The sequence below is a fragment of the Steroidobacter sp. genome (genome assembly GCF_036402275.1).
In the GTDB taxonomy this organism is placed as follows: Bacteria; Pseudomonadota; Gammaproteobacteria; order Steroidobacterales; family Steroidobacteraceae; genus Steroidobacter.
In genome coordinates, this window is sequence record NZ_DASWTF010000002.1 from 1 (window position 1) to 17,855 (window position 17,855).

General features: G+C 61.7%; 13 protein-coding genes. 5 read left to right on the forward strand and 8 right to left on the reverse strand.

What is annotated here, in order from left to right; genetic code table 11:
• Positions 1 to 262: 262 nt before the first annotated feature.
• The 6 genes from VGD45_RS00155 to VGD45_RS00180 are packed head-to-tail and all read right to left on the reverse strand — an operon-like array spanning position 263 to position 6,154.
• On the reverse strand, positions 263 to 1,996 hold the full coding sequence (locus VGD45_RS00155) for an ABC transporter substrate-binding protein (protein WP_331153228.1): 1,734 nt from the start codon (positions 1,994 to 1,996) through the stop codon (positions 263 to 265).
• A gap of 24 nt (positions 1,997 to 2,020) precedes the next feature.
• The gene (locus VGD45_RS00160) at positions 2,021 to 2,302 is read right to left on the reverse strand and encodes a DUF2160 domain-containing protein (protein WP_331153229.1); all 282 of its coding nucleotides are present in this window, start codon (positions 2,300 to 2,302) and stop codon (positions 2,021 to 2,023) included.
• Positions 2,302 to 3,114 carry a carbohydrate ABC transporter permease gene (locus tag VGD45_RS00165; RefSeq protein WP_331153230.1) on the reverse strand — a complete coding sequence of 271 codons (813 nt, stop codon included), beginning with the start codon at positions 3,112 to 3,114 and terminating at the stop codon, positions 2,302 to 2,304. Before VGD45_RS00165 ends, VGD45_RS00160 begins: the two co-directional genes overlap by 1 nt.
• Positions 3,111 to 4,001: a sugar ABC transporter permease gene (locus VGD45_RS00170; RefSeq protein ID WP_331153231.1), complete on the reverse strand. Its 891-nt coding sequence runs from the start codon at positions 3,999 to 4,001 to the stop codon at positions 3,111 to 3,113. The genes VGD45_RS00165 and VGD45_RS00170 overlap by 4 nt, the downstream gene beginning before the upstream one ends.
• A complete protein-coding gene (locus VGD45_RS00175; protein WP_331153232.1) occupies positions 3,998 to 5,071 on the reverse strand; it encodes an ABC transporter ATP-binding protein in 1,074 nt (357 codons plus the stop codon). The genes VGD45_RS00170 and VGD45_RS00175 overlap by 4 nt, the downstream gene beginning before the upstream one ends.
• A 6-nt stretch (positions 5,072 to 5,077) precedes the next feature.
• On the reverse strand, positions 5,078 to 6,154 hold the full coding sequence (locus tag VGD45_RS00180) for an ABC transporter ATP-binding protein (RefSeq protein WP_331153233.1): 1,077 nt from the start codon (positions 6,152 to 6,154) through the stop codon (positions 5,078 to 5,080).
• Between the two features lie 244 nt (positions 6,155 to 6,398).
• Between VGD45_RS00180 and VGD45_RS00185 the strand changes: the two genes are divergently transcribed.
• Genes VGD45_RS00185 through VGD45_RS00195 form a run of 3 tightly spaced genes read left to right on the forward strand, consistent with a single transcriptional unit; the run spans position 6,399 to position 10,575 of the window.
• Complete coding sequence (locus VGD45_RS00185) at positions 6,399 to 8,006, forward strand: pectate lyase (RefSeq protein WP_331153234.1); 1,608 nt, start codon at positions 6,399 to 6,401, stop codon at positions 8,004 to 8,006.
• Positions 8,003 to 8,698 carry a LamG domain-containing protein gene (locus tag VGD45_RS00190; RefSeq protein WP_331153235.1) on the forward strand — a complete coding sequence of 232 codons (696 nt, stop codon included), beginning with the start codon at positions 8,003 to 8,005 and terminating at the stop codon, positions 8,696 to 8,698. Before VGD45_RS00185 ends, VGD45_RS00190 begins: the two co-directional genes overlap by 4 nt.
• 47 nt (positions 8,699 to 8,745) lie before the next feature.
• A complete protein-coding gene (locus tag VGD45_RS00195; RefSeq protein ID WP_331153236.1) occupies positions 8,746 to 10,575 on the forward strand; it encodes a serine/threonine protein kinase in 1,830 nt (609 codons plus the stop codon).
• A gap of 122 nt (positions 10,576 to 10,697) precedes the next feature.
• Here VGD45_RS00195 and mltB read toward each other — a convergent pair whose 3' ends face one another.
• On the reverse strand, positions 10,698 to 11,765 hold the full coding sequence (mltB, locus tag VGD45_RS00200) for a lytic murein transglycosylase B (RefSeq protein WP_331153237.1): 1,068 nt from the start codon (positions 11,763 to 11,765) through the stop codon (positions 10,698 to 10,700).
• 268 nt (positions 11,766 to 12,033) lie between these two features.
• Between mltB and VGD45_RS00205 the strand changes: the two genes are divergently transcribed.
• Positions 12,034 to 14,208: an FG-GAP repeat protein gene (locus VGD45_RS00205; RefSeq protein WP_331153238.1), complete on the forward strand. Its 2,175-nt coding sequence runs from the start codon at positions 12,034 to 12,036 to the stop codon at positions 14,206 to 14,208.
• A 10-nt stretch (positions 14,209 to 14,218) separates the two neighbouring features.
• Here VGD45_RS00205 and VGD45_RS00210 read toward each other — a convergent pair whose 3' ends face one another.
• Positions 14,219 to 16,312, reverse strand: coding sequence for an ExeM/NucH family extracellular endonuclease (locus tag VGD45_RS00210; RefSeq protein ID WP_331153239.1), 2,094 nt, complete (start codon positions 16,310 to 16,312; stop codon positions 14,219 to 14,221).
• A 129-nt stretch (positions 16,313 to 16,441) separates the two neighbouring features.
• On the opposite strand from VGD45_RS00210, the gene VGD45_RS00215 reads away from it, so the two are divergent.
• A complete protein-coding gene (locus VGD45_RS00215; RefSeq protein ID WP_331153240.1) occupies positions 16,442 to 17,803 on the forward strand; it encodes a DUF2059 domain-containing protein in 1,362 nt (453 codons plus the stop codon).
• The last annotated feature ends 52 nt before the right edge of the window (positions 17,804 to 17,855 follow it).

The window sequence follows — 17,855 nt, forward strand, 5'->3', positions numbered from 1 at the left end:
TTCGGCGGCTGGTGACGTGGGAACGCTGAGCTGACACCCGTGACGCCGAACCCTCCGGCGCGCAAGGATCGCCATTTATTTCGACCTGTCCTCAGGTCGAAATAAATGAAGCGCGGCCGCCCATGTCCGCCCACCCACCCCGACCGCGCAGAGCCAGGACCCCTGACAACGTGCCACTCCGAAAATCACGCGCGCCGATTCAAGAACGCGGTCACGTCGTGCCGCCCTCTCTCCGGTCGATACGCAACGTGAGAGGGCGCGACTATCGCGCCCTGCCTTCCTTCCACGCCTGCAGCAACTGCTCATAAGAAACCGTCTCGCCCTTAGGCTTCTCGTTCGCAAGCTTCGCCCACGGCGCTGCATTGTTCGACAACCACGTCTTCGGATCCTTCGGTGGATTCAACTTGGGGGCGCAGTTCTTCATCCCCGCGCGTTCGAGCCGACCGAGGATCCGATCCATCTGATCGGCGAGATTGTCCATTGCAGCCTGTGGCGTCCGCTCGCCGGTCACTGCAGTAGCAACGTTCTGCCACCACAGTTGCGCAAGCTTCGGATAATCCGGAACGTTATTCCCCGTCGGCGTCCAGGCCACACGCGCCGGGCTGCGGTAGAACTCGATCAGCCCGCCATACCTCGCCGCATTCTTCGTGAAGTACTCGTGCCGGATGTCGCTGTCCCGAATGAACGTGAGACCGACGATCGACTTCTTCAGCGAAACAGTTTTCGAAGTCACGAACTGCGCATAAAGCCAGGCCGCCGCCAGGCGGTTCGGATCGTGCCCACGAAAGAACGTCCACGAACCCACATCCTGATAACCGTTCTGCATCCCCTCCTTCCAGTAAGGCCCGTGCGGCGAAGGCGCCATGCGCCACTTCGGCGTGCCGTCGGCATTCACCACCGGCAAACCTTTCTTGGTCATATCCGCCGTGAACGCCGTATACCAAAAGATCTGCTGCGCAATCTCGCCCTGGGCGGGCACCGGGCCGGATTCAGAAAACGTCATGCCCATCGATTGGCTCGGCGCGTATTTCTTCATCCAATCGATGTACTTCGTGAGCGCATAAACCGCCGCAGGCGAGTTCGCAGCACCGCCGCGAGCTACCGACGCTCCGACGGGCGTGCACTTGTCCGCAGCGACGCGGATGCCCCACTCATCCACCGGCATCCCGTTTGGAATGCCTTTGTCCGCGGAACCGGCCATGGATAGCCAGGCGTCCGTGAAGCGCCAGCCGAGGGAAGGATCTTTCTTCCCGTAATCCATGTGACCGTACACGCGCTTGCCATCGATCTGCTTCACGTCGTTGGTGAAGAACTCGGCGATGTCCTCATACGCGCTCCAGTTCACCGGCACGCCAAGCTCGTAGCCATACTTCTTCTTGAACCGCTCCTGCAGATCCTTACGCGCGAACCAATCGGCGCGAAACCAGTAAACATTCGCGAACTGCTGATCCGGCAGCTGATACAGCTTGCCGTCCGCCGCGGTCGTGAACTTCCGGCCGATGAAATCGTTGAGATCGAGCCCCGGATTGGTGAACGCCTTACCGCTGGTCGCGATGAAATCGGACAGCGGCAGAATCGCGCCGTAACGGTAGTGCGTGCCGATCAAATCGGAATCCGTGACCCAGCCGTCGTAGATGGACTTGCCGGACTGCATCGAGGTCTGCAGCTTCTCGACCACGTCGCCTTCCTGGATCAGATCGTGCTTGACCCTGATGCCCGTGATTTCACTGAACGCTCTGGCCAGAGTCTTGGCCTCGTACTCGTGGGTCGTGATCGTTTCCGACACCACGCTGATCTCTTTGACGCCTTTGGATCGCAGCTGATTCGCGGCCCCGATGAACCACTTCAGCTCCGCCAGCTGCTGATCCTTGCTCAACGTCGACGGTTGAAATTCCTGATCGATCCATTTCTTGGCCGCCGCCTCATCGGCAACCGAGACCGCGGCAAAACACCAACCCATCGCCGCAATCGCGAGACCTGCTACATGCTTGTTCATGATCCCTCGCCAGACTGACTGAACCTACCCCCAACGCATCACGCCCACGAGCCCGATCGCACCGATGGCCACGCCCCACCATTGAGAAAGGTCGGTGACGCCTGTCCACGCAAGATTGATATACGCCGCCAGCAACAGCCCGATGAACAGGCGATCGCCGCGCGTCGTGACCAGCGGCAACAGCCCCTTGCGCGCCACTGTCGGCGATCGCAGCTCCCAAAGCGACATCACGATCAACATCACGGCGATGCAAGCGAAAAAGATCGCCACCGGTCGCGTCCAGGCCATCCACGTCAGCAGGTCCATCAGACCCTCCCCATCGCGAAACCCTTCGCGATGTAGTGACGAACGAAATAGATGACCAGCGCTCCCGGCACAATCGTCAGCGCTCCCGCCGCCGCCAAAGTTCCCCAATCCATGCCTGCGGCGGACACTGTTCGAGTCATCGTCGCCGCGATGGGCTTGGCATCCACCGAGGTAAGCGTGCGGGCGAGCAGCAGTTCGACCCACGAGAACATGAAACAGAAAAACGCCGTTACGCCGATACCGGCCTTGATCAGCGGCACGAAAATCCGCACGAAGAAACGCGGGAACGAATAACCGTCGATGTACGCGGTCTCGTCAATCTCACGCGGCACGGCCGATATGAAGCCTTCGAGAATCCATACCGCCAGTGGCACGTTGAAAACCATGTGCGCCAGCGCGACCGCGATGTGTGTATCGATCAGCCCGAGCGCCGTGTAGAGCTGAAAGAATGGCAGCAAAAAAACGGCCGGTGGCGTCATTCGATTGGTCAGCAGCCAGAAGAACAGGTGCTTATCGCCCAGAAACGAAAAACGCGAGAAGGCGTACGCCGCGGGCAACGCGATCGTCACGGATAGCACGGTGTTGATCGTCACGTAAGTGATCGAGTTGATGTAGCCGTCGTACCACGATGGATCGGTGAGGATGTCGAAGTAGTTCGCCAACGACAAGGATTCCGGGAACCATGCGAACGCGCCGGTGATGGCTTCGTTGGTTCGCAGGCTCATGTGCACCAGCCAGTAGATCGGCGCCAGCGTAAAAAGGAGATACGCGACGAGCAGGATCTGCCGGCCCGGAAAAGAACGCGCGCTCATGATGGCGTGCCTCGTCGATCGTGCGCCCCCACCTCTTTGATGAAGTTGTAGAGCACGAAACACAGCAGCAGGATGATGAGGAAATACACCAGCGAGAACGCCGCCGCCGGCCCGAGATCGAACTGACCCACCGCCTTCTGCGTCAGGTACTGCGACAGAAATGTCGTCGCCGTGCCCGGCCCGCCGCCGGTCAGCACGAACGGTTCGGTATAGATCATGAAGCTATCCATGAGCCGCAGCAGCACCGCGATCATGAGCACACTGCGCAGCTTGGGTAGCTGCACATGCCGAAACACCGCCCACCGTGAAGCGCCATCGATACGAGCGGCTTGATAGTACGCCTCGGGAATCGCTCGCAATCCCGCGTAGGCGAGCAACGCGACCAGCGGCGTCCAGTGCCAAACATCCATGACTAGCACCGTCACCCAAGCGTCCCAGGGATCTTGCGCATAGTTGTAATCGAAGCCCAATCGCGTCAGCACGTATCCGAGCAGGCCGATGTCGGCGCGCGCGAAGATCTGCCAGATCGTGCCGACTACATTCCATGGCACGAGCAAAGGCATCGCAAGCAACACCAACACGAGCGAGGAGCGCCATCCCTGCGTCGGCATCGACAGCGCGAGCGCGATGCCCAGTGGAATCTGAATCGCCAGCACGGCAGCAGAGAACAACAGCTGCCGGAGGAGCGCGCTGTGCAGTTCGGGATCGCGAAGGACCTCCTTGTACCACTCCCAACCCACGAACACGCGTTGCGACGGACTCAGAATGTCCTGCACCGAATAGTTGACGACCGTCATCAACGGAATCAGCGCGGAGAACGCCACGCTCACCAGCACCGGCAACACGAACAACCAAGCGCGCTGGTTGACCGGCTTGGTGGAATTCATGCGACTCTCCGGTCGTTCGCGTAGAGCGCGCATTTGTCGGGCGGCATGTATGCGAACGCGGGGCCTGTGCTAGGCAGTTCGCGCGCGTCTCGAATCTTGCTCCAGGCCGTCCGCTTACCGATCTGAAGTTGCACCATCCACTGCGTGCCTTGATCACGAGCCGCCGTGACGATGGCGGGCACTCGATTCGGACCGGGCGATGAGTGCACCTGCAGATATTCCGGGCGAATGCCGACGGCAAGCGACGCGGTTGAATCGGGCGGCTGAGTGCTCGATGTCTCGATGGGCATTCCTTCGACAATGGGCCTGTCCTGCCATTCGACATCGAGAAAATTCATTCCTGGGCTGCCGATGAAGTGTCCGACGAATCGGTGCGCCGGCGATTCGAACAATTCTTCGGGCGTGCCCACCTGCACAACCTCGCCCTCCGCCATCACCACCACCCGATCCGCGAACGTGAGCGCCTCGGTTTGATCGTGCGTCACATAGATGAGCGACAGATTGAGTTGTTGATGAAGCTGCTTGAGCTTGCGTCGCAGGAGCCATTTCACATGCGGATCGATCACCGTGAGCGGCTCATCGAACAGGACGGCAGCGACATCCGGTCGTACCAGCCCGCGACCGAGTGAGATCTTCTGCTTCACATCGGCGGACAGCCCCTTCGCGCGCATCGGCAGATCGCCCTGCAGTTCGAGGATTTCGGCAATCTCGATGACGCGTTTGCGCACGTCGCCCTCCTTCCATTTGCGATTACGTAGCGGAAACGCGAGATTGTCGAAGACCGACATCGTGTCGTAGATGACGGGGAACTGGAATACTTGCGCGATGTTACGTTGCTGTGGTTCGAGCGACGTAACGTCGCGTCCATCGAATAGCACCGTCCCCTGTGTCGGCGTGGTTAGTCCGGAAATGATGTTGAGTAACGTGGTTTTGCCGCAGCCCGAGGGACCGAGCAGCGCGTACGCGCCGCCGTCAGACCACGACAGCGTCATCTTCTTGAGCGCCCACGCGAGCTCACCTCGGCCTTGGCCATATGCGTGAGCGATATCGATGAGCTCGATTCGTGCCATGTTGTTCTAGTGAGGTGCGAAGATCAGCTGGCCGCTCGCGTCGAAGCAGTAGATGTGACCGGGCGCGACATGCAGTGTGAGTCGCTCGCCGATGGTCAGCTCGTGCACCCCTGGAAGCTGCGCGACCAACGACAGGCCGTCCTGCGAAACGTGCACGTACGTCTCGGATCCACTGATCTCCGCGAGATCGATGCGACCGGTGATCGATGCCGCACCCTCTTCAGCGCCGATCCCGAATTGGTGAGCCCTGACGCCAAGAATGATCTCGCTCGAATGATCTCGAAGCGCCGACAACGCTGGGGCCGCGAGCGGCAGCTTCAGATCGTCTCGAACGATCGCTACACCGAGGTTTGGATCGACGCGCGCACGAATCTCGTTCAACGGCGGGTCACTGAATGCGCGCGCGGCGGCCAGCGTTGCAGGACGCCGGAAAATGTCCAACGTCTTGCCGTGCTGAACGAGGCGACCGGCCTCGAGCACGAGCGTTTCATCGCCGAGCTGCAAAGCTTCCTGGGGCTCGGTCGTCGCATAGACGACTGTGGCGCGACCTTGCGTGAACAGATTCCGCAGCTCGTTCCGCAGGTCCTCGCGCAGTTTGTAATCGAGGTTCACGAGCGGCTCGTCGAGCAGCACCAGATCGGCATCCTTGGCCAGCGCCCTCGCCAGCGCGGTACGTTGTTGTTGACCGCCCGAGAGTTCTGCGGGACGACGGTCGAGAAATGGAGTGAGGCGCAGGGTCTCGGCGATCATCTGCACCCGCTGGCGGACCGAGGCTTCCGGCTGTCGGGCGAGCCGCAAAGGCGAGGCAATATTCTCGTAAACGCTGAGCGAGGGGTAATTGATGAACTGCTGATACACCATCGCGAGATTGCGTCTGCGAACGGGTATCCCGGTGACATCTTTGCCGCCGACGAGGATTCGCCCGCTGGCGGGCTGCTCGAGCCCCGCCATCAGTCGCATGAGGGTGGTTTTACCCGCCGACGTCGCGCCAAGCAGCACATTGATGCCGGGCTTCAACGACGCGCTCATCGGGTACAGCCAAGTCGCCGATCCGGCGCGAAAACTCACATCGACCAACTGCAAGGTTCGTCCTTCGAGTTCGTCGGGCGCTGACCATACTATAGCGCAAGACGCGCCTTCGCCTGCGGCGCCTTCGGATGAACAGACGTCGGTGGCTCGCGCCCGCCGGAAGACCCACTGAAAAAGGGCCTTGGCCTGCTTCGACTATCTCCGGCGTGACCGGCAGGCGCATCGATGCCAAAATTGTCTCACTCGATGCCGGTTGAGCATGACTCGACAACGGCCACGAACCCACGATGCACGCACTATGAAAATAGCCGCCCGACTTCTGCTACTCCTGCTCACGGTTCTGTTGAATCCGTTCCATGCGGCTGCGGCCGACAGCCCACCCGTCGCGAGCGCCGATCGCCAGAAGGTGATCGAGGCGATGAAGCGCGCCACTACCTTCATGACCGACAAGGTCGCGTACAAAGGCGGCTACGTCTGGACTTACCTCCCCGACATGTCGCGTCGCTGGGGCGAAATGGAAGCACGCGAGACGATGATCTGGCTGCAGCCTCCGGGCACCTCGAGCATGGGCCACGTGTTCCTCGATGCGTACCACGCCACGGGCGACGAGTTTTATTACCGTGCTGCCGAACAAGTCGGCGCGGCCTTGATCTGGGGCCAGCACCCGAGCGGCGGCTGGAACTACGTGGTGGATTTCGGCGGGGATCGCTCGCTGCGCGACTGGTACGCGACCATCGGTCGCAATGCCTGGCGACTCGAGGAATTCCAGCACTACTACGGCAACGCCACGTTCGATGACGAAGTGACTTCGGACGCGGCCAAGTTCCTGCTGCGACTGTATGTCGAAAAACACGATCCGCGCTACAAGCCCGCGCTCGATAAAGCCATTCAATTCGTGCTCGACAGCCAGTACCCGATCGGCGGCTGGCCGCAGCGTTATCCGTTGAGCGAGGAATTCTCCAAGCACGGCCGGCCGGATTACACCTCGTTTCTCACCTTCAACGACGACGTGGCGGCGCAGAATATTTATTTCCTGACCCTGTGTTACGAAGCGCTCGGCGAAGAACGGCTGCTCGATGCGATCACGCGCGGCATGAACTTCTTCTTGAGCTCGCAGCAAGGGCCGCCGCAGCCGGGCTGGTCTCTGCAATACACGTTGGATGTTCGTCCCGCCGGCGCGCGCAGCTACGAGCCGCAGTCGCTCTCAACGCACACCACCGCGAGCAACATCGCTCACATGATCTCGTTCTACGAAATGACGGGCGATTCGAAGTTCCTCGCTCGCGTGCCCGAATCGATCGAGTGGCTGCAGTCGCTGCGTTTGCCTTCGAGCGATAAGGACCCACGCACGCTGGTGCCGACGTTCATCGAACTGGGCACCAACAAGCCGCTGTACGTGCATCGACGCGGCTCGAACGTGGTCAACGGCGAGTACTACGTCGATAACGACTCACGCCGCACGCTCGGGCATTACTCCGCCACACGCCGCATCGACGTCGTGGGTCTGCGCAAACGTTACGAAGCCGCCAAGGCGAAAACTCCGCAGGAACTGGCGAAGCAATCTCCGCTGTTCCCCGGTGCTGGCGCCAAAGAGTTGCCGCGCTTGTTCGCGACGGTTTACGAGCCGGTGCCGGAGGGCAACATCCAGACGCTCACCACGACAGCGCTCGGGTCCCTCAATGCCGAAGGTTACTGGGCAGCGCCGTTGCGCATGACGAGTCACCCCTACAAAGCCGACGGCTCGAAACAGGTGGCGAAAGGCGACTTCGCCAGCACGCACGTGGGCGACGAGACTGACACCTCGCCCTTCCCCGATCCGAATCCGCCCATGGGCATCTCGACGGCCGAGTACATGAAAAACATGAACGTGCTGATTCAGTGGCTGGAGACCGCGCCAGGCCAATGAAACTTCTCGACCGACGGACCTTTCTCAGCGCCGGTGCGGCCACGGCGCTGAGTCTGCATCGCCCCCTCGCCTTCGCCGCCCCGGCTCAGCAGGTGTGGACCTTCGATAATCTGCAGCGGATCGGCGGTCGGCCCGTTACGCTCGAAGGGCAGCCCAAGCTGGTGCCCAGTCCTTGGGGAAACGCGGTGGCTTTCGACGGCCAGGCTGACGCGCTCTTTATAGATGAGCATCCTCTGGCGGGTGCGGCCACCTTCACTTTCGAAGCTCTGTTCCGCCCGGATGGCGGCGCGTTCGAACAGCGTTGGTTTCACCTGGAATCCGATGAGCAGCCACCGGTTGCGCCTGGCAAAGGCGGCACCCGGATCTTGTTCGAGATCCGCGTCGTGCGCGACGAGTGGTATCTGGATGCGTTCGCGAAGGGCCCTGGGTACGCCCATGCACTGGTCGTGCCGGAGAAACTGTTTCCGACGCGGCAGTGGTATCACGTCGCGCAAACCTATGACGGCGAACGGTACCGCTCTTATGTGAACGGCCAGCTGCAAACCGAGTTCGCGCTCCCGTTCAAGGCGCAGGGCGCGGGGCGGGCGTCGATTGGCGTGAGAATGAACCGGGTGAGTTACTTCCACGGGGCGGTGCGTGAAGCACGATTTACACACGCTCCATTGCCCCCTGCCGAATTCTCTCTTCCCTGAGATCGCCGCCCGGAATCCAATCGGCTCCCCGGCCGAATACATCGTGAATGAACGCGGAAGTGCGACAAACCCCGGATGCCGAGGTCTGGGCGCAATGGGAAGGCCAGGTCGTCGGCGGCCTCTTTCCCCTGCGCCGGCTGCTCGGCTGTTCGAGCCATAGCGCGGTATTCCTTACCGAATACAAGGCAAAAAGCATTGCCGACGCCGCGATCAAGTTCGTGCGCGCCGAGGGCCCGCCAGCGAAAGCGCTGCTTGCGCAATGGGAGGCGGCCGCCGCGCTCTCCCACCCTCACCTGGTCCGTCTTTTCAGAGGCGGCCGGGTGCAGTTCGATGGGCGCGAATATGCCTTCGTGGCGATGGAACATGCCGACCAGACGCTCGCCGGTATCCTTCGCCACCGCCCTTTGAGTGCCGAAGAAGTGCGGGAACTGCTGGTTCCCACGCTCGATGCCTTGACCTTCCTGCACCGGCGTAACCTGGTGCACGGCCAGTTGAAGCCGTCGAACTTTCTTGCTGTGGGCGATGAGCTGAAGCTGGCCAGCGACATGATCGGTCCCGCCGGCTATCGCGACGACCCCGAGAGGTCTTCCTACGATGCTCCCGAACGGCTCGAGCACGGAGCCACCACGGCTGGCGATATCTGGAGTCTCGGCACGACCCTGGTCGAGGCGCTCACCCAGCGGTCGCCGACCGATCAAAGATATGAAATGGACTTGCCGGCCAGTGTGCCGGCGACGCTGGTCGATACGGTGCGACGCTGCTTGAGCCCGGCTCCTGCCAGTCGTCCCAGCGTCGTCGAGCTCAGAGCCGAATACAAAGCCGCGCCATCCGCGGCCTCGACCCCGGAACCTCAGCCGCCAGCTCGCCCGACGCAGCCTGAGTCCCCCGCGCCACAAGCACAGAGTGTCTCGCGCCAAGCAGCGCCATCACCAGCGGCTACTGTGTCGCGACCAGCTACGCCCACGTCAACAGAGCCTCCTGCAACGATCGTTTCGCGAGAAGCTGCTCAATCGTCTCCAGCCACTGCGCCGTCGGCGCCAGAACCTACTGTTTTGCGGCCAGTTGCTACGTCGGTCCCAGAACCCACTGTCTTGCGACAAATAGCGCCGTCGTCACCAGCACCCACTAACTCGCGAGAAGCTGCGCCACACTCAACAGCGGCCACTGCCTCGCGAGTAACGCCGCCTGCAGCAACTAGCGTCTCACGCGAAGTTACGCCGCCGCCGGCGCCCAGCGTCTCGCGAGAAACCACGCCGCCGGCAGCGTCCGTTGTGTCGCGTGAAATCACGCCGCCGTCACCGGCGGCCATTGACTCGTGTGAGACTACGTTGCTGGAGAGTGTTCCTACGCGGCGTCTGCCGCTGCCGGCAATTGCAGCCGGCGGCCTGATATTGATCATCGTGTGGTCCGGCATAAGTTTGTTCATGAGCTCGCCGGAGGTTGATTCGCAGTCCGCAGTCGTACCTACACCCGTTCCCCCTCCCACGCCTGCTACTCCTTCCGCCGTCGCCAAACCAGCGACGCCGGCCACGCAGCTCTCGCGGCCGGTATCTCGTGAGCCAACTCAACCTTCCCTCCCGGCTGCGGAGACGTCGCCCGGAGTGCTCCACGAAGTCATGCCGGACGTCCCGCGAGACATCCAGGACAAGATTCAAGGCCGCATCTACGTCACGGTGCGAGTGCTCGTCGAGCCTTCCGGCAATGTGTTCGCCGCGCTCATGGAAAACCCCGGGCCGAGCAAATATTTCGCGCGCCTCGCGGACAATGCCTCGCGTGAGTGGCAGTTTGCTCCCACAGAGGAGCAAACCGATCGAGTCTGGTTATTAACCTTCAAGTTCACCCGCGACGAAGTCTCGGTCCGCGCAACCGAGCAATAGCTCGCTCGAAAAGTACCAAAAGATCTAGTCGGGCTCGCGATTGCGCACGACCCCGGCGTGCCGTTCAACCGGACGATGTGGGTAAAGACCGCGCCGACGCTGTCGCAATGAGCTCGTGGTCCTCAAGGACCCGATTTCGTCTCTGCCCGTGCCGTCATCTGGCGAGTACGGGCGACTCGGATCGCGTCGGCGAGCTCCAGAACGGCGGTGGCGTAAAACGTCGAACGGTTGTAACGCGTGACCGCTTCGAAGTTGCCGAAGCCGGCGACATATTTCGAGGGCTTGCCGGGCGCTGGCAGTTCGACGACCGAGCACAGACCTTCCGGCAATTTCGAACTGGAGAACTTCACGCCGCGCCCCTGCAACTCGGCGACATCGTGTGCACGTTCCAAGCCCGTGACCAGGTCTGCCTCGCTGCCGGCGGGCAGCTTCACCGTCACGGTCGCCGGCTCACCTTCGTTCCAGCCGTAAGCTTTGAGATAACTGGCGACGCTGCCGATCGCGTCGGCCGGGCTACCGATGAGATCGATGGCCTGGTCCTGGTCGAAGTCGACCGCATAGCGCCGATAGCTGGAGGGCATGAATTGCGGCAGGCCCATGGCGCCGGCGTAAGAACCCTTGATCGCCAGCGGGTCGATGTTCAAATCCCGCGCGAGCAGCAGCAGCTCCTTCAATTCGTCGCGGAAGTACTCCTGTCGTCGCGGCCCGTCGAACGCAATGGTCGCCAACGAATCGACGACCCGGAACGATCCGGTGTTCTGCCCGAACGCTGTCTCTACTCCCAAGATGCCGAGGATCACTTCGGCCGGCACGCCGAATTCCGCCTCCGCGCGACGCAGATACTCCTCGTGCCTGTCCCAGTACCTGGCGCCGGCGGCGATGCGGAGATTGGTTAGAAACTTTGCACGGTAGCGGGGATACGAACGGACTGGCGGCGTCGATGTCTTGGGCCGTTCCGGTCCAATCAATCGCACGACGGTGGGCTGATGCCGAGCCTCACCTAGAACACGCTCGAGTTCCGCAAGGTCCAAGGCGTGCTCGGTCTGCATGGCCTCGATGAAAGACCGCACGTCCGGACGCGACAGATATTCGCTGCCGGCCACGGCGCAAGGCGCGGACAGCGCCAGGCTCACGAATGCGGTTCCAGCGCCAAGCCAGGCTGCTGCATTCCTCAAAAAACTGATTCGCATCGCTGCTCTCTGGGGGCGATTTGTGCCGTTGTTTGGTCATCGGCCAGGGACAAGCAACATAATCAGCAGCAAGCTCGGACGAAGTGACGTTTTTCACAATCTGTATCGAGGGCACGGCCGGTCGCCCTGGCTTCGGTAATGAGCGTTTGGATGAGGAACAGATCAGACCTTTCGGTAGACCCACGCAAGCAACCGACCGAGGCACGAGTGGACGGAACTACCGCAGCCACTCAGTGCTTGTACGTCAGCACATCCACGGAGACGGATCATGCGCGCCAAACGAATGGCATTGCTGGCCATGCCGGTCCTGTTGCTGTCCGCCGCATTCGCCGCGGCCCAGACTCGAACCTTCATCGAAGACGCGATACTCACCCCGCTGGACGGCGCACCCGAAGGCAATTTCGGCCGCTCGGCGGATATCGACGGGGACATCGCCGTGGTCGGCGCCACTTGGGGATCCCCCACTCCCGAGAACGCACGCCGTGGCGCCGCCTATGTTTTCGAGCGGGACCCGTCCACCGGACGCTGGCTTCAGATCGCCAAATTGCTGCCGCTCTACGAGCCGCCGCCACCGGAAGGCTGGGGATCGAGCAACTTCGGCACGTCCGTGGCCATCGAAGGCAACACCCTGGTCGTCGGCTCGCATTACAGCGGCCAGACTGCAATCTTCGAAAGAGCCGGCGGCATCTGGAGCCGCGCCGCCACGCTCACCGACACCAACGGTTATTACGTCGATATCTCCAACGGCACGGTGATCGCCTCTCATGAAGACGGCGGCGATCTGTACCGTCGAGGGTCCTCGGGCTGGACCAGAGTCCAGCGCATTGCGAACGGCATCCCGATGGGAGACATCGATTACTCAGGCGCACGCGTGGCGATCTCGCCAACGACGGCCATTCATGGCAGTTACGGCTTCGATGGCGGCGGCCCGCCCTATGACGTTCCCGGCACGGCTTACATCTATCGATTGAATGCGAACGGGGTTTGGGACGGCAGCGCCGTCGCCGCGATCACCCGACCGGGCGGCGGCACCGGCGCCGACGGCTTCTCGAGTGTTGTCGCCATCGACGACGAGAGGGCCGTGATCGGCGGCGGCACCGGCACTTATATATACGAGCGCGAACAAGGCACGTGGTACCTCGGACCGCAGATTCCGAACGGCGCCGCCGATGTGGAGGACGGCACCGTGGCCGTCACCACGCCGGACGGCGAAGTGTTTGTATATAAACAAAACTCGCCGCGTCGCTGGTCGCACATGGCCACGCTGGTCGCAAGCACCGGCGACCGGCTCGGCCGGCCGAGGATCAGGGGCAATCGCATCGTTGCCGGGGCGTACGTGTTCACGCTGCCGGAGGCATTCCCGCATCGGCCGACGTCGCAAGAAAATTTCGAAGACGGTGTCGCGAACGACTGGGCGCCGCAGGTCAACAGCACGTTCACTGTTGCTAACGTCGGTGGCACGAACGTCTACCGCCAGACGAACGTCAGCAGCGGCGCTAGCGCCATCTACCAAGGCGTTGACTGGGACAGTCAATCCATTCAAGCCGATGTCACACCTCGCGCCTACGCGACGCCATCGGGAGATCGATGGTTCGGACTGATGGTCCGCTACACCGATCCACAGAACTATTACTATGTCACCGTGCGTAACTCGAATCTCGTCGAACTGAAACGCATGGTGAATGGCAGCTACACCACGATCGCCTCGGCGCCGCTCGCGGTGGTGCTCAATCGAACTTATGTGTTGAGACTGGAAGCGCACAGCACCCGGCTGCGCGTGTTCGTCGATGGCAATACGCTGATCGACGTCGTCGACGACCCGACGGTTGTCGGCCCCGTACCGATGCATGGCCGTGCGGGCCTCGCCATGTTCAAGACGCAAGCGGACTACGACAACATCGTCGTCAGCGCCAACCCCAGCCGCTTGTTGAGTCAGGACAACTTCAACGCGAGCCGCACGCAGGCGACCTGGACCAACGTGTCGGCAGCACCGCAACAGTGGGTCAAGGATCCGACGGCGTTCGCGCAACCCAGCACCACCGGCGGCGCTCATGCCTACACCGGCGCTAGCGTTGGCGATCAGATCATTCGCGCGCGAATGAGAGCGACAGCGTTCGATGGCGCCGATCGCTGGTTCGGCATCATCGGCCGTTTCGTCAATGCCTCGAACTACTACTATCTGACGGTCCGGAGCAACAACTCCGTCTCGCTCAGGAAGCTAGCGAACGGCACCATCACCACGCTGGATACCGCACCGATGACTGTATCGCTCAACACTTGGTACGACCTGCGGCTGGAAATCGTGGGCGCTTCGTTGCGGGCGTATGTGAACAACCAGTTGGTGCTCGAAGCGACCGATTCGACTCATGCGACGGGCAGGTTTGGCTTCGGCAGTTACAAGACTGCGGCAGAGGCGGATGACCTCAAGGTCATCCAGCCCTGAGCACCTTCCGTTACTTCCAAGTCGTCGTCGCGGCCGAGACCAGGCATTCGAGCTGCTTGATTGCCGTCCGCAACCGACAGGCAGCGGCGCGGGTGCCGCGCTTGGGGCACAGATTGACGTCGATGACGATGGGGTCATGATCCGAGGTGCGCGCGGCATTGGGCTCGTACAGATTATTGCCGGTGGGTTCGGCTTCGAACGACGACTCACCGGTGGTGCGAACGGTATCGTTGTAATCGAACACCGGAACTTCGTCGGCGTTGATGGGCCATGAGGCCAGACAGGCGACCTGCGACGCCATCGAGGAATTTCCCAGCGCATGGTCAAGGTAGCCGAGCTGGCCATCGAAGACATATGAATACGCCTTCGGTCCCTCGAACAGCTGATGCAGGTCGACATAGCCCGCCTTGCGAATGGCCGTGATGGGCGCTTCGCCTCGATACGCGTTCAAATCGCCGAGGATGAGCACATCCGAATCGCCCTGACCGGTGGGATCGGATGGAATCCAGGTGTTGACCATATACTCGGCCGCCGTCGTGCGCGTCGCGTTCCACGCTGACTGGCCATCGAGCTGATCGGCGTCCGCGCCCACCGCTCCGTCCGCACCCTTCGACTTCAGATGGTTCACGACGATGGTGAACGCTTCGCGCTCGCGGCCGCTCGTTGTCTCGAACGTCTGCGCGATGGCCGGTCGATTGCGTTGCAGACCGGTGTTGTTTGGATCGGTGAACGCGGCTTCGGCCAGAATCGCGGCCGCGCCCTTGGGCTGCACTACCGCTGGCTTGTAGATGATGGCGACCGTAATCGCATCGGTCCCGACCACGCCTACGTCGATGTATCGATACGTCTCGCTACCGAGCGAGTTGTTCAGTCGAGTCACGAGCTCCGCAAGAGCGGTCGTGTTGTTCTCGATTTCCACGAGTCCGAGGACGTCGGCGTCGATCTTGGTGAGCGCCGCGATCAACTTCTCATTCTGACGGTCGAACTCGGCATCGCTATCGGCCCCGCGGCAATCGAGCGTACCCGTCGGGCCGCAGGGGCCGGTGGTGCTGCTCGATGTGGTGTCGATCGTCGAAAAATAATTGAGCACGTTGAACGTGGCGACACGAATGTCTCCACGTGAGGTTGGAGCCTTCGTGGGGCGCTCATTCTTGACCGTGAACTTCACGGGCGACGCTTGCGTCGGCCGCACGCGCCACGCGTCGGTGCCCGACTGTCCCGCGAACGACCAGTGCAACACGCCCGTCAGATTCTCGACAACGTCGCCGCCGCGGAAGTAATTCACGCCTTGGACACCGGTCGAGAGACCGCCCGGCTGCGGATGAAAGAAAGCGCCGCTCGGCAGCGGGGCGTTCTGCACGTTGTCGGCGTCATCGAGAATGATCCGACGCCGCTTCAGAGCGTCTTGAAAACCCGCATACTCCGCCGCCGTGGGCGTCGAATCGAGATGAGTGTATTGAAACGGCCGCCCGCCTTGCGTGAGAACGATCTGGCCGTAACGCGCCACTTCGAAGTACTCCGACACGGACAGCGGATCCTTGAACTGCACCCGCATGCCTTCGTACTTCTCATAAGAGTCGTCGATATCGCCCACGATGGGCAGATCGATCGTCGCGGCCGGCGGCAGCGGAGCCTCCGCGGCCACCAGCGTCAGGCTGCCGGCGGTCGTGGCGGTCAATTGAGTCATGCCGAAAAATTCGCTGACGCGGCCCGAGATGCAGACCTTCTGCCCTTCCTGCACGTCCAGCACCGGAGCGTTGCCGGTGAAGATGAAGAGACCTTCGGAGGTGCTCGGATCGGCATCCTGATCGCCCGCCTCTTCCTCTACAAAGAAACCGCGCAGCTCGCCAGAGCGGGTCGCCTGCGGAATCGATTGAAAATCGCCAACGACCACGCCCTCGATGACGACGGACTGGCCATTGAGCGGACTCACGTCGTCGTGAGCGCCGCCGGCAAGCTGGGTCGCGCCGTTACCTTGAATCGCGCCGATCGTGTGGGTCGGCGAGCAAGTCGTTTGTGCCGATGCCGAGAGTGAGAAGCCGAGACCCAAGGCCGTGAGTACTGCCGCGTTCACTGCCATCGCCTGCGCCATGCCCTTTTTCATTCTTTGCTTCCCGTTTGAATGCACCGATCCGGGGAGCTTGGGGCGAGCGTATTGTCACATTGATGAAAGACGTATGAAGGTTTCATGATTGGATATACTCGCGGCCCCGCGGATCCAACTCCAAAGAACATGGCTGTTTCCAAATCGATGTCGATGCTGGCAATCGCAACCCTGGGCCTGTTGGCAAGCTCGGGTGCGGTGGCCGAGGCTTCCTACTCGGAGACCATTCGCCTGGTGCGCTCGATGCGCGAAGACGAAATGATCATGGCGGGCCTGCAGGCGAAGTTCGCCCAGGAAATCAAGGCGGGAAACGGGCCTCAGCACGCCTCCTGCGTGGCGCAGCTCAAATATCCCATGCTCACCGGCTTGATCGCCTCGGGCATCTCCCCACGGCTCAGCGACGCCGAGGTGGCCGAAGCCATTCAGTTCTATCGCAGCCCGGTGGGCCGCAAGTTTCTGGAGCGGGGCTACCAGGAGCTCGCACAGAATTTGCCGCCCGATCCGGACCACCTCTCCACGGAGGAAAAAGTGGCGCTCGGCAAGTTCGGCAAACGGCCCGTCGGACGCAAGCTCCTGCAGGATCGCATCACCCTGAGCGAGCCGATCATGCAAAAAGCCATGATGCGCTTGAAGATGGCGTTCGACGATTGCGTAACCGAGATCGAAGGGATCGAAGGCGTCATCGTTACCAAGACCTGCACGACCGCCCCGGTCGTGACCTCCGACAACGCATGCTACGTCGAGCAAGTGCTCGAGGGCTATCCCAAACGGCCCGCGGAGGACGAGACTTCGATCAGAGCAAGATGCTCTGGCGATGGCCGAGGCCACAGCTATCCCATCGCTCGCTATCAGGGACACGTCAAGAACATCGACCTGCGATGGCTGGATGCACGCACCGTTGAGGTGACGGCGCCCACTGGGGCGAAGCCCGTCGGCGACGTTCGCCCAGGCGAAGTTCGAGCGCAGTTCAAACAACTGCCAGCCGCGAAGATCAAGCCACAGCAGTGTTGGAACGACGTTTCCTCGCTCCATCTCACCCGCATCGACATGGACGAGCTGCTGTCGCAGACCTACTGGATGTCCTACGGTGAAGCGGGCCGCTGCCTGCTCAGCAAGCGCATCGAGATGGCGCAGTTGCCCGGGGCGAATCGCAATTCGGTGGTGCAATTCCGCCGCGTGAAATCGCCCGAGTATCCCTATGCCACCGACCAGCTGGTGTTCTTCGAAACGTTCAGCACGCAGGTCAATACCCGCTCGGTACGCGTTCGCGGCGCCGGTATCGACGACGTCGAGCTCAAGCCTGGCGGCCGCATCGCCGGATTCCAGCTGGTCGGCGCGCATGCCGAGACGGTGTTGAAGCAGCTCGCTTCCGGGACCAAGCTCACCTTGGAAGTGCAGCCCGCCGCCGGAGCGGCATTCACGATCCCGCTGGACACAAACGATCTGGCGTGGGCGCACCAGGACTTCGCCACCTGCTTGAACACGTTGTGAGCCGCAGCAGGCGTTAACCTAGGTGGATCCGCCCGCTCTACCGTGAAAGTTC

Excerpts from the sequence above, each read along its gene's own strand:
- VGD45_RS00155 (WP_331153228.1), bottom strand. The coding sequence starts at position 1,996 with ATGAACAAGCATGTAGCAGGTCTCGCGATTGCGGCGATGGGTTGGTGT.
- VGD45_RS00160 (WP_331153229.1), bottom strand. The coding sequence starts at position 2,302 with ATGGACCTGCTGACGTGGATGGCCTGGACGCGACCGGTGGCGATCTTT.
- VGD45_RS00165 (WP_331153230.1), bottom strand. The coding sequence starts at position 3,114 with ATGAGCGCGCGTTCTTTTCCGGGCCGGCAGATCCTGCTCGTCGCGTAT.
- VGD45_RS00170 (WP_331153231.1), bottom strand. The coding sequence starts at position 4,001 with ATGAATTCCACCAAGCCGGTCAACCAGCGCGCTTGGTTGTTCGTGTTG.
- VGD45_RS00175 (WP_331153232.1), bottom strand. The coding sequence starts at position 5,071 with ATGGCACGAATCGAGCTCATCGATATCGCTCACGCATATGGCCAAGGC.
- VGD45_RS00185 (WP_331153234.1), top strand. The coding sequence starts at position 6,399 with ATGAAAATAGCCGCCCGACTTCTGCTACTCCTGCTCACGGTTCTGTTG.
- VGD45_RS00190 (WP_331153235.1), top strand. The coding sequence starts at position 8,003 with ATGAAACTTCTCGACCGACGGACCTTTCTCAGCGCCGGTGCGGCCACG.
- VGD45_RS00195 (WP_331153236.1), top strand. The coding sequence starts at position 8,746 with ATGAACGCGGAAGTGCGACAAACCCCGGATGCCGAGGTCTGGGCGCAA.
- mltB (WP_331153237.1), bottom strand. The coding sequence starts at position 11,765 with ATGCGAATCAGTTTTTTGAGGAATGCAGCAGCCTGGCTTGGCGCTGGA.
- VGD45_RS00205 (WP_331153238.1), top strand. The coding sequence starts at position 12,034 with ATGCGCGCCAAACGAATGGCATTGCTGGCCATGCCGGTCCTGTTGCTG.
- VGD45_RS00210 (WP_331153239.1), bottom strand. The coding sequence starts at position 16,312 with ATGAAAAAGGGCATGGCGCAGGCGATGGCAGTGAACGCGGCAGTACTC.
- VGD45_RS00215 (WP_331153240.1), top strand. The coding sequence starts at position 16,442 with ATGGCTGTTTCCAAATCGATGTCGATGCTGGCAATCGCAACCCTGGGC.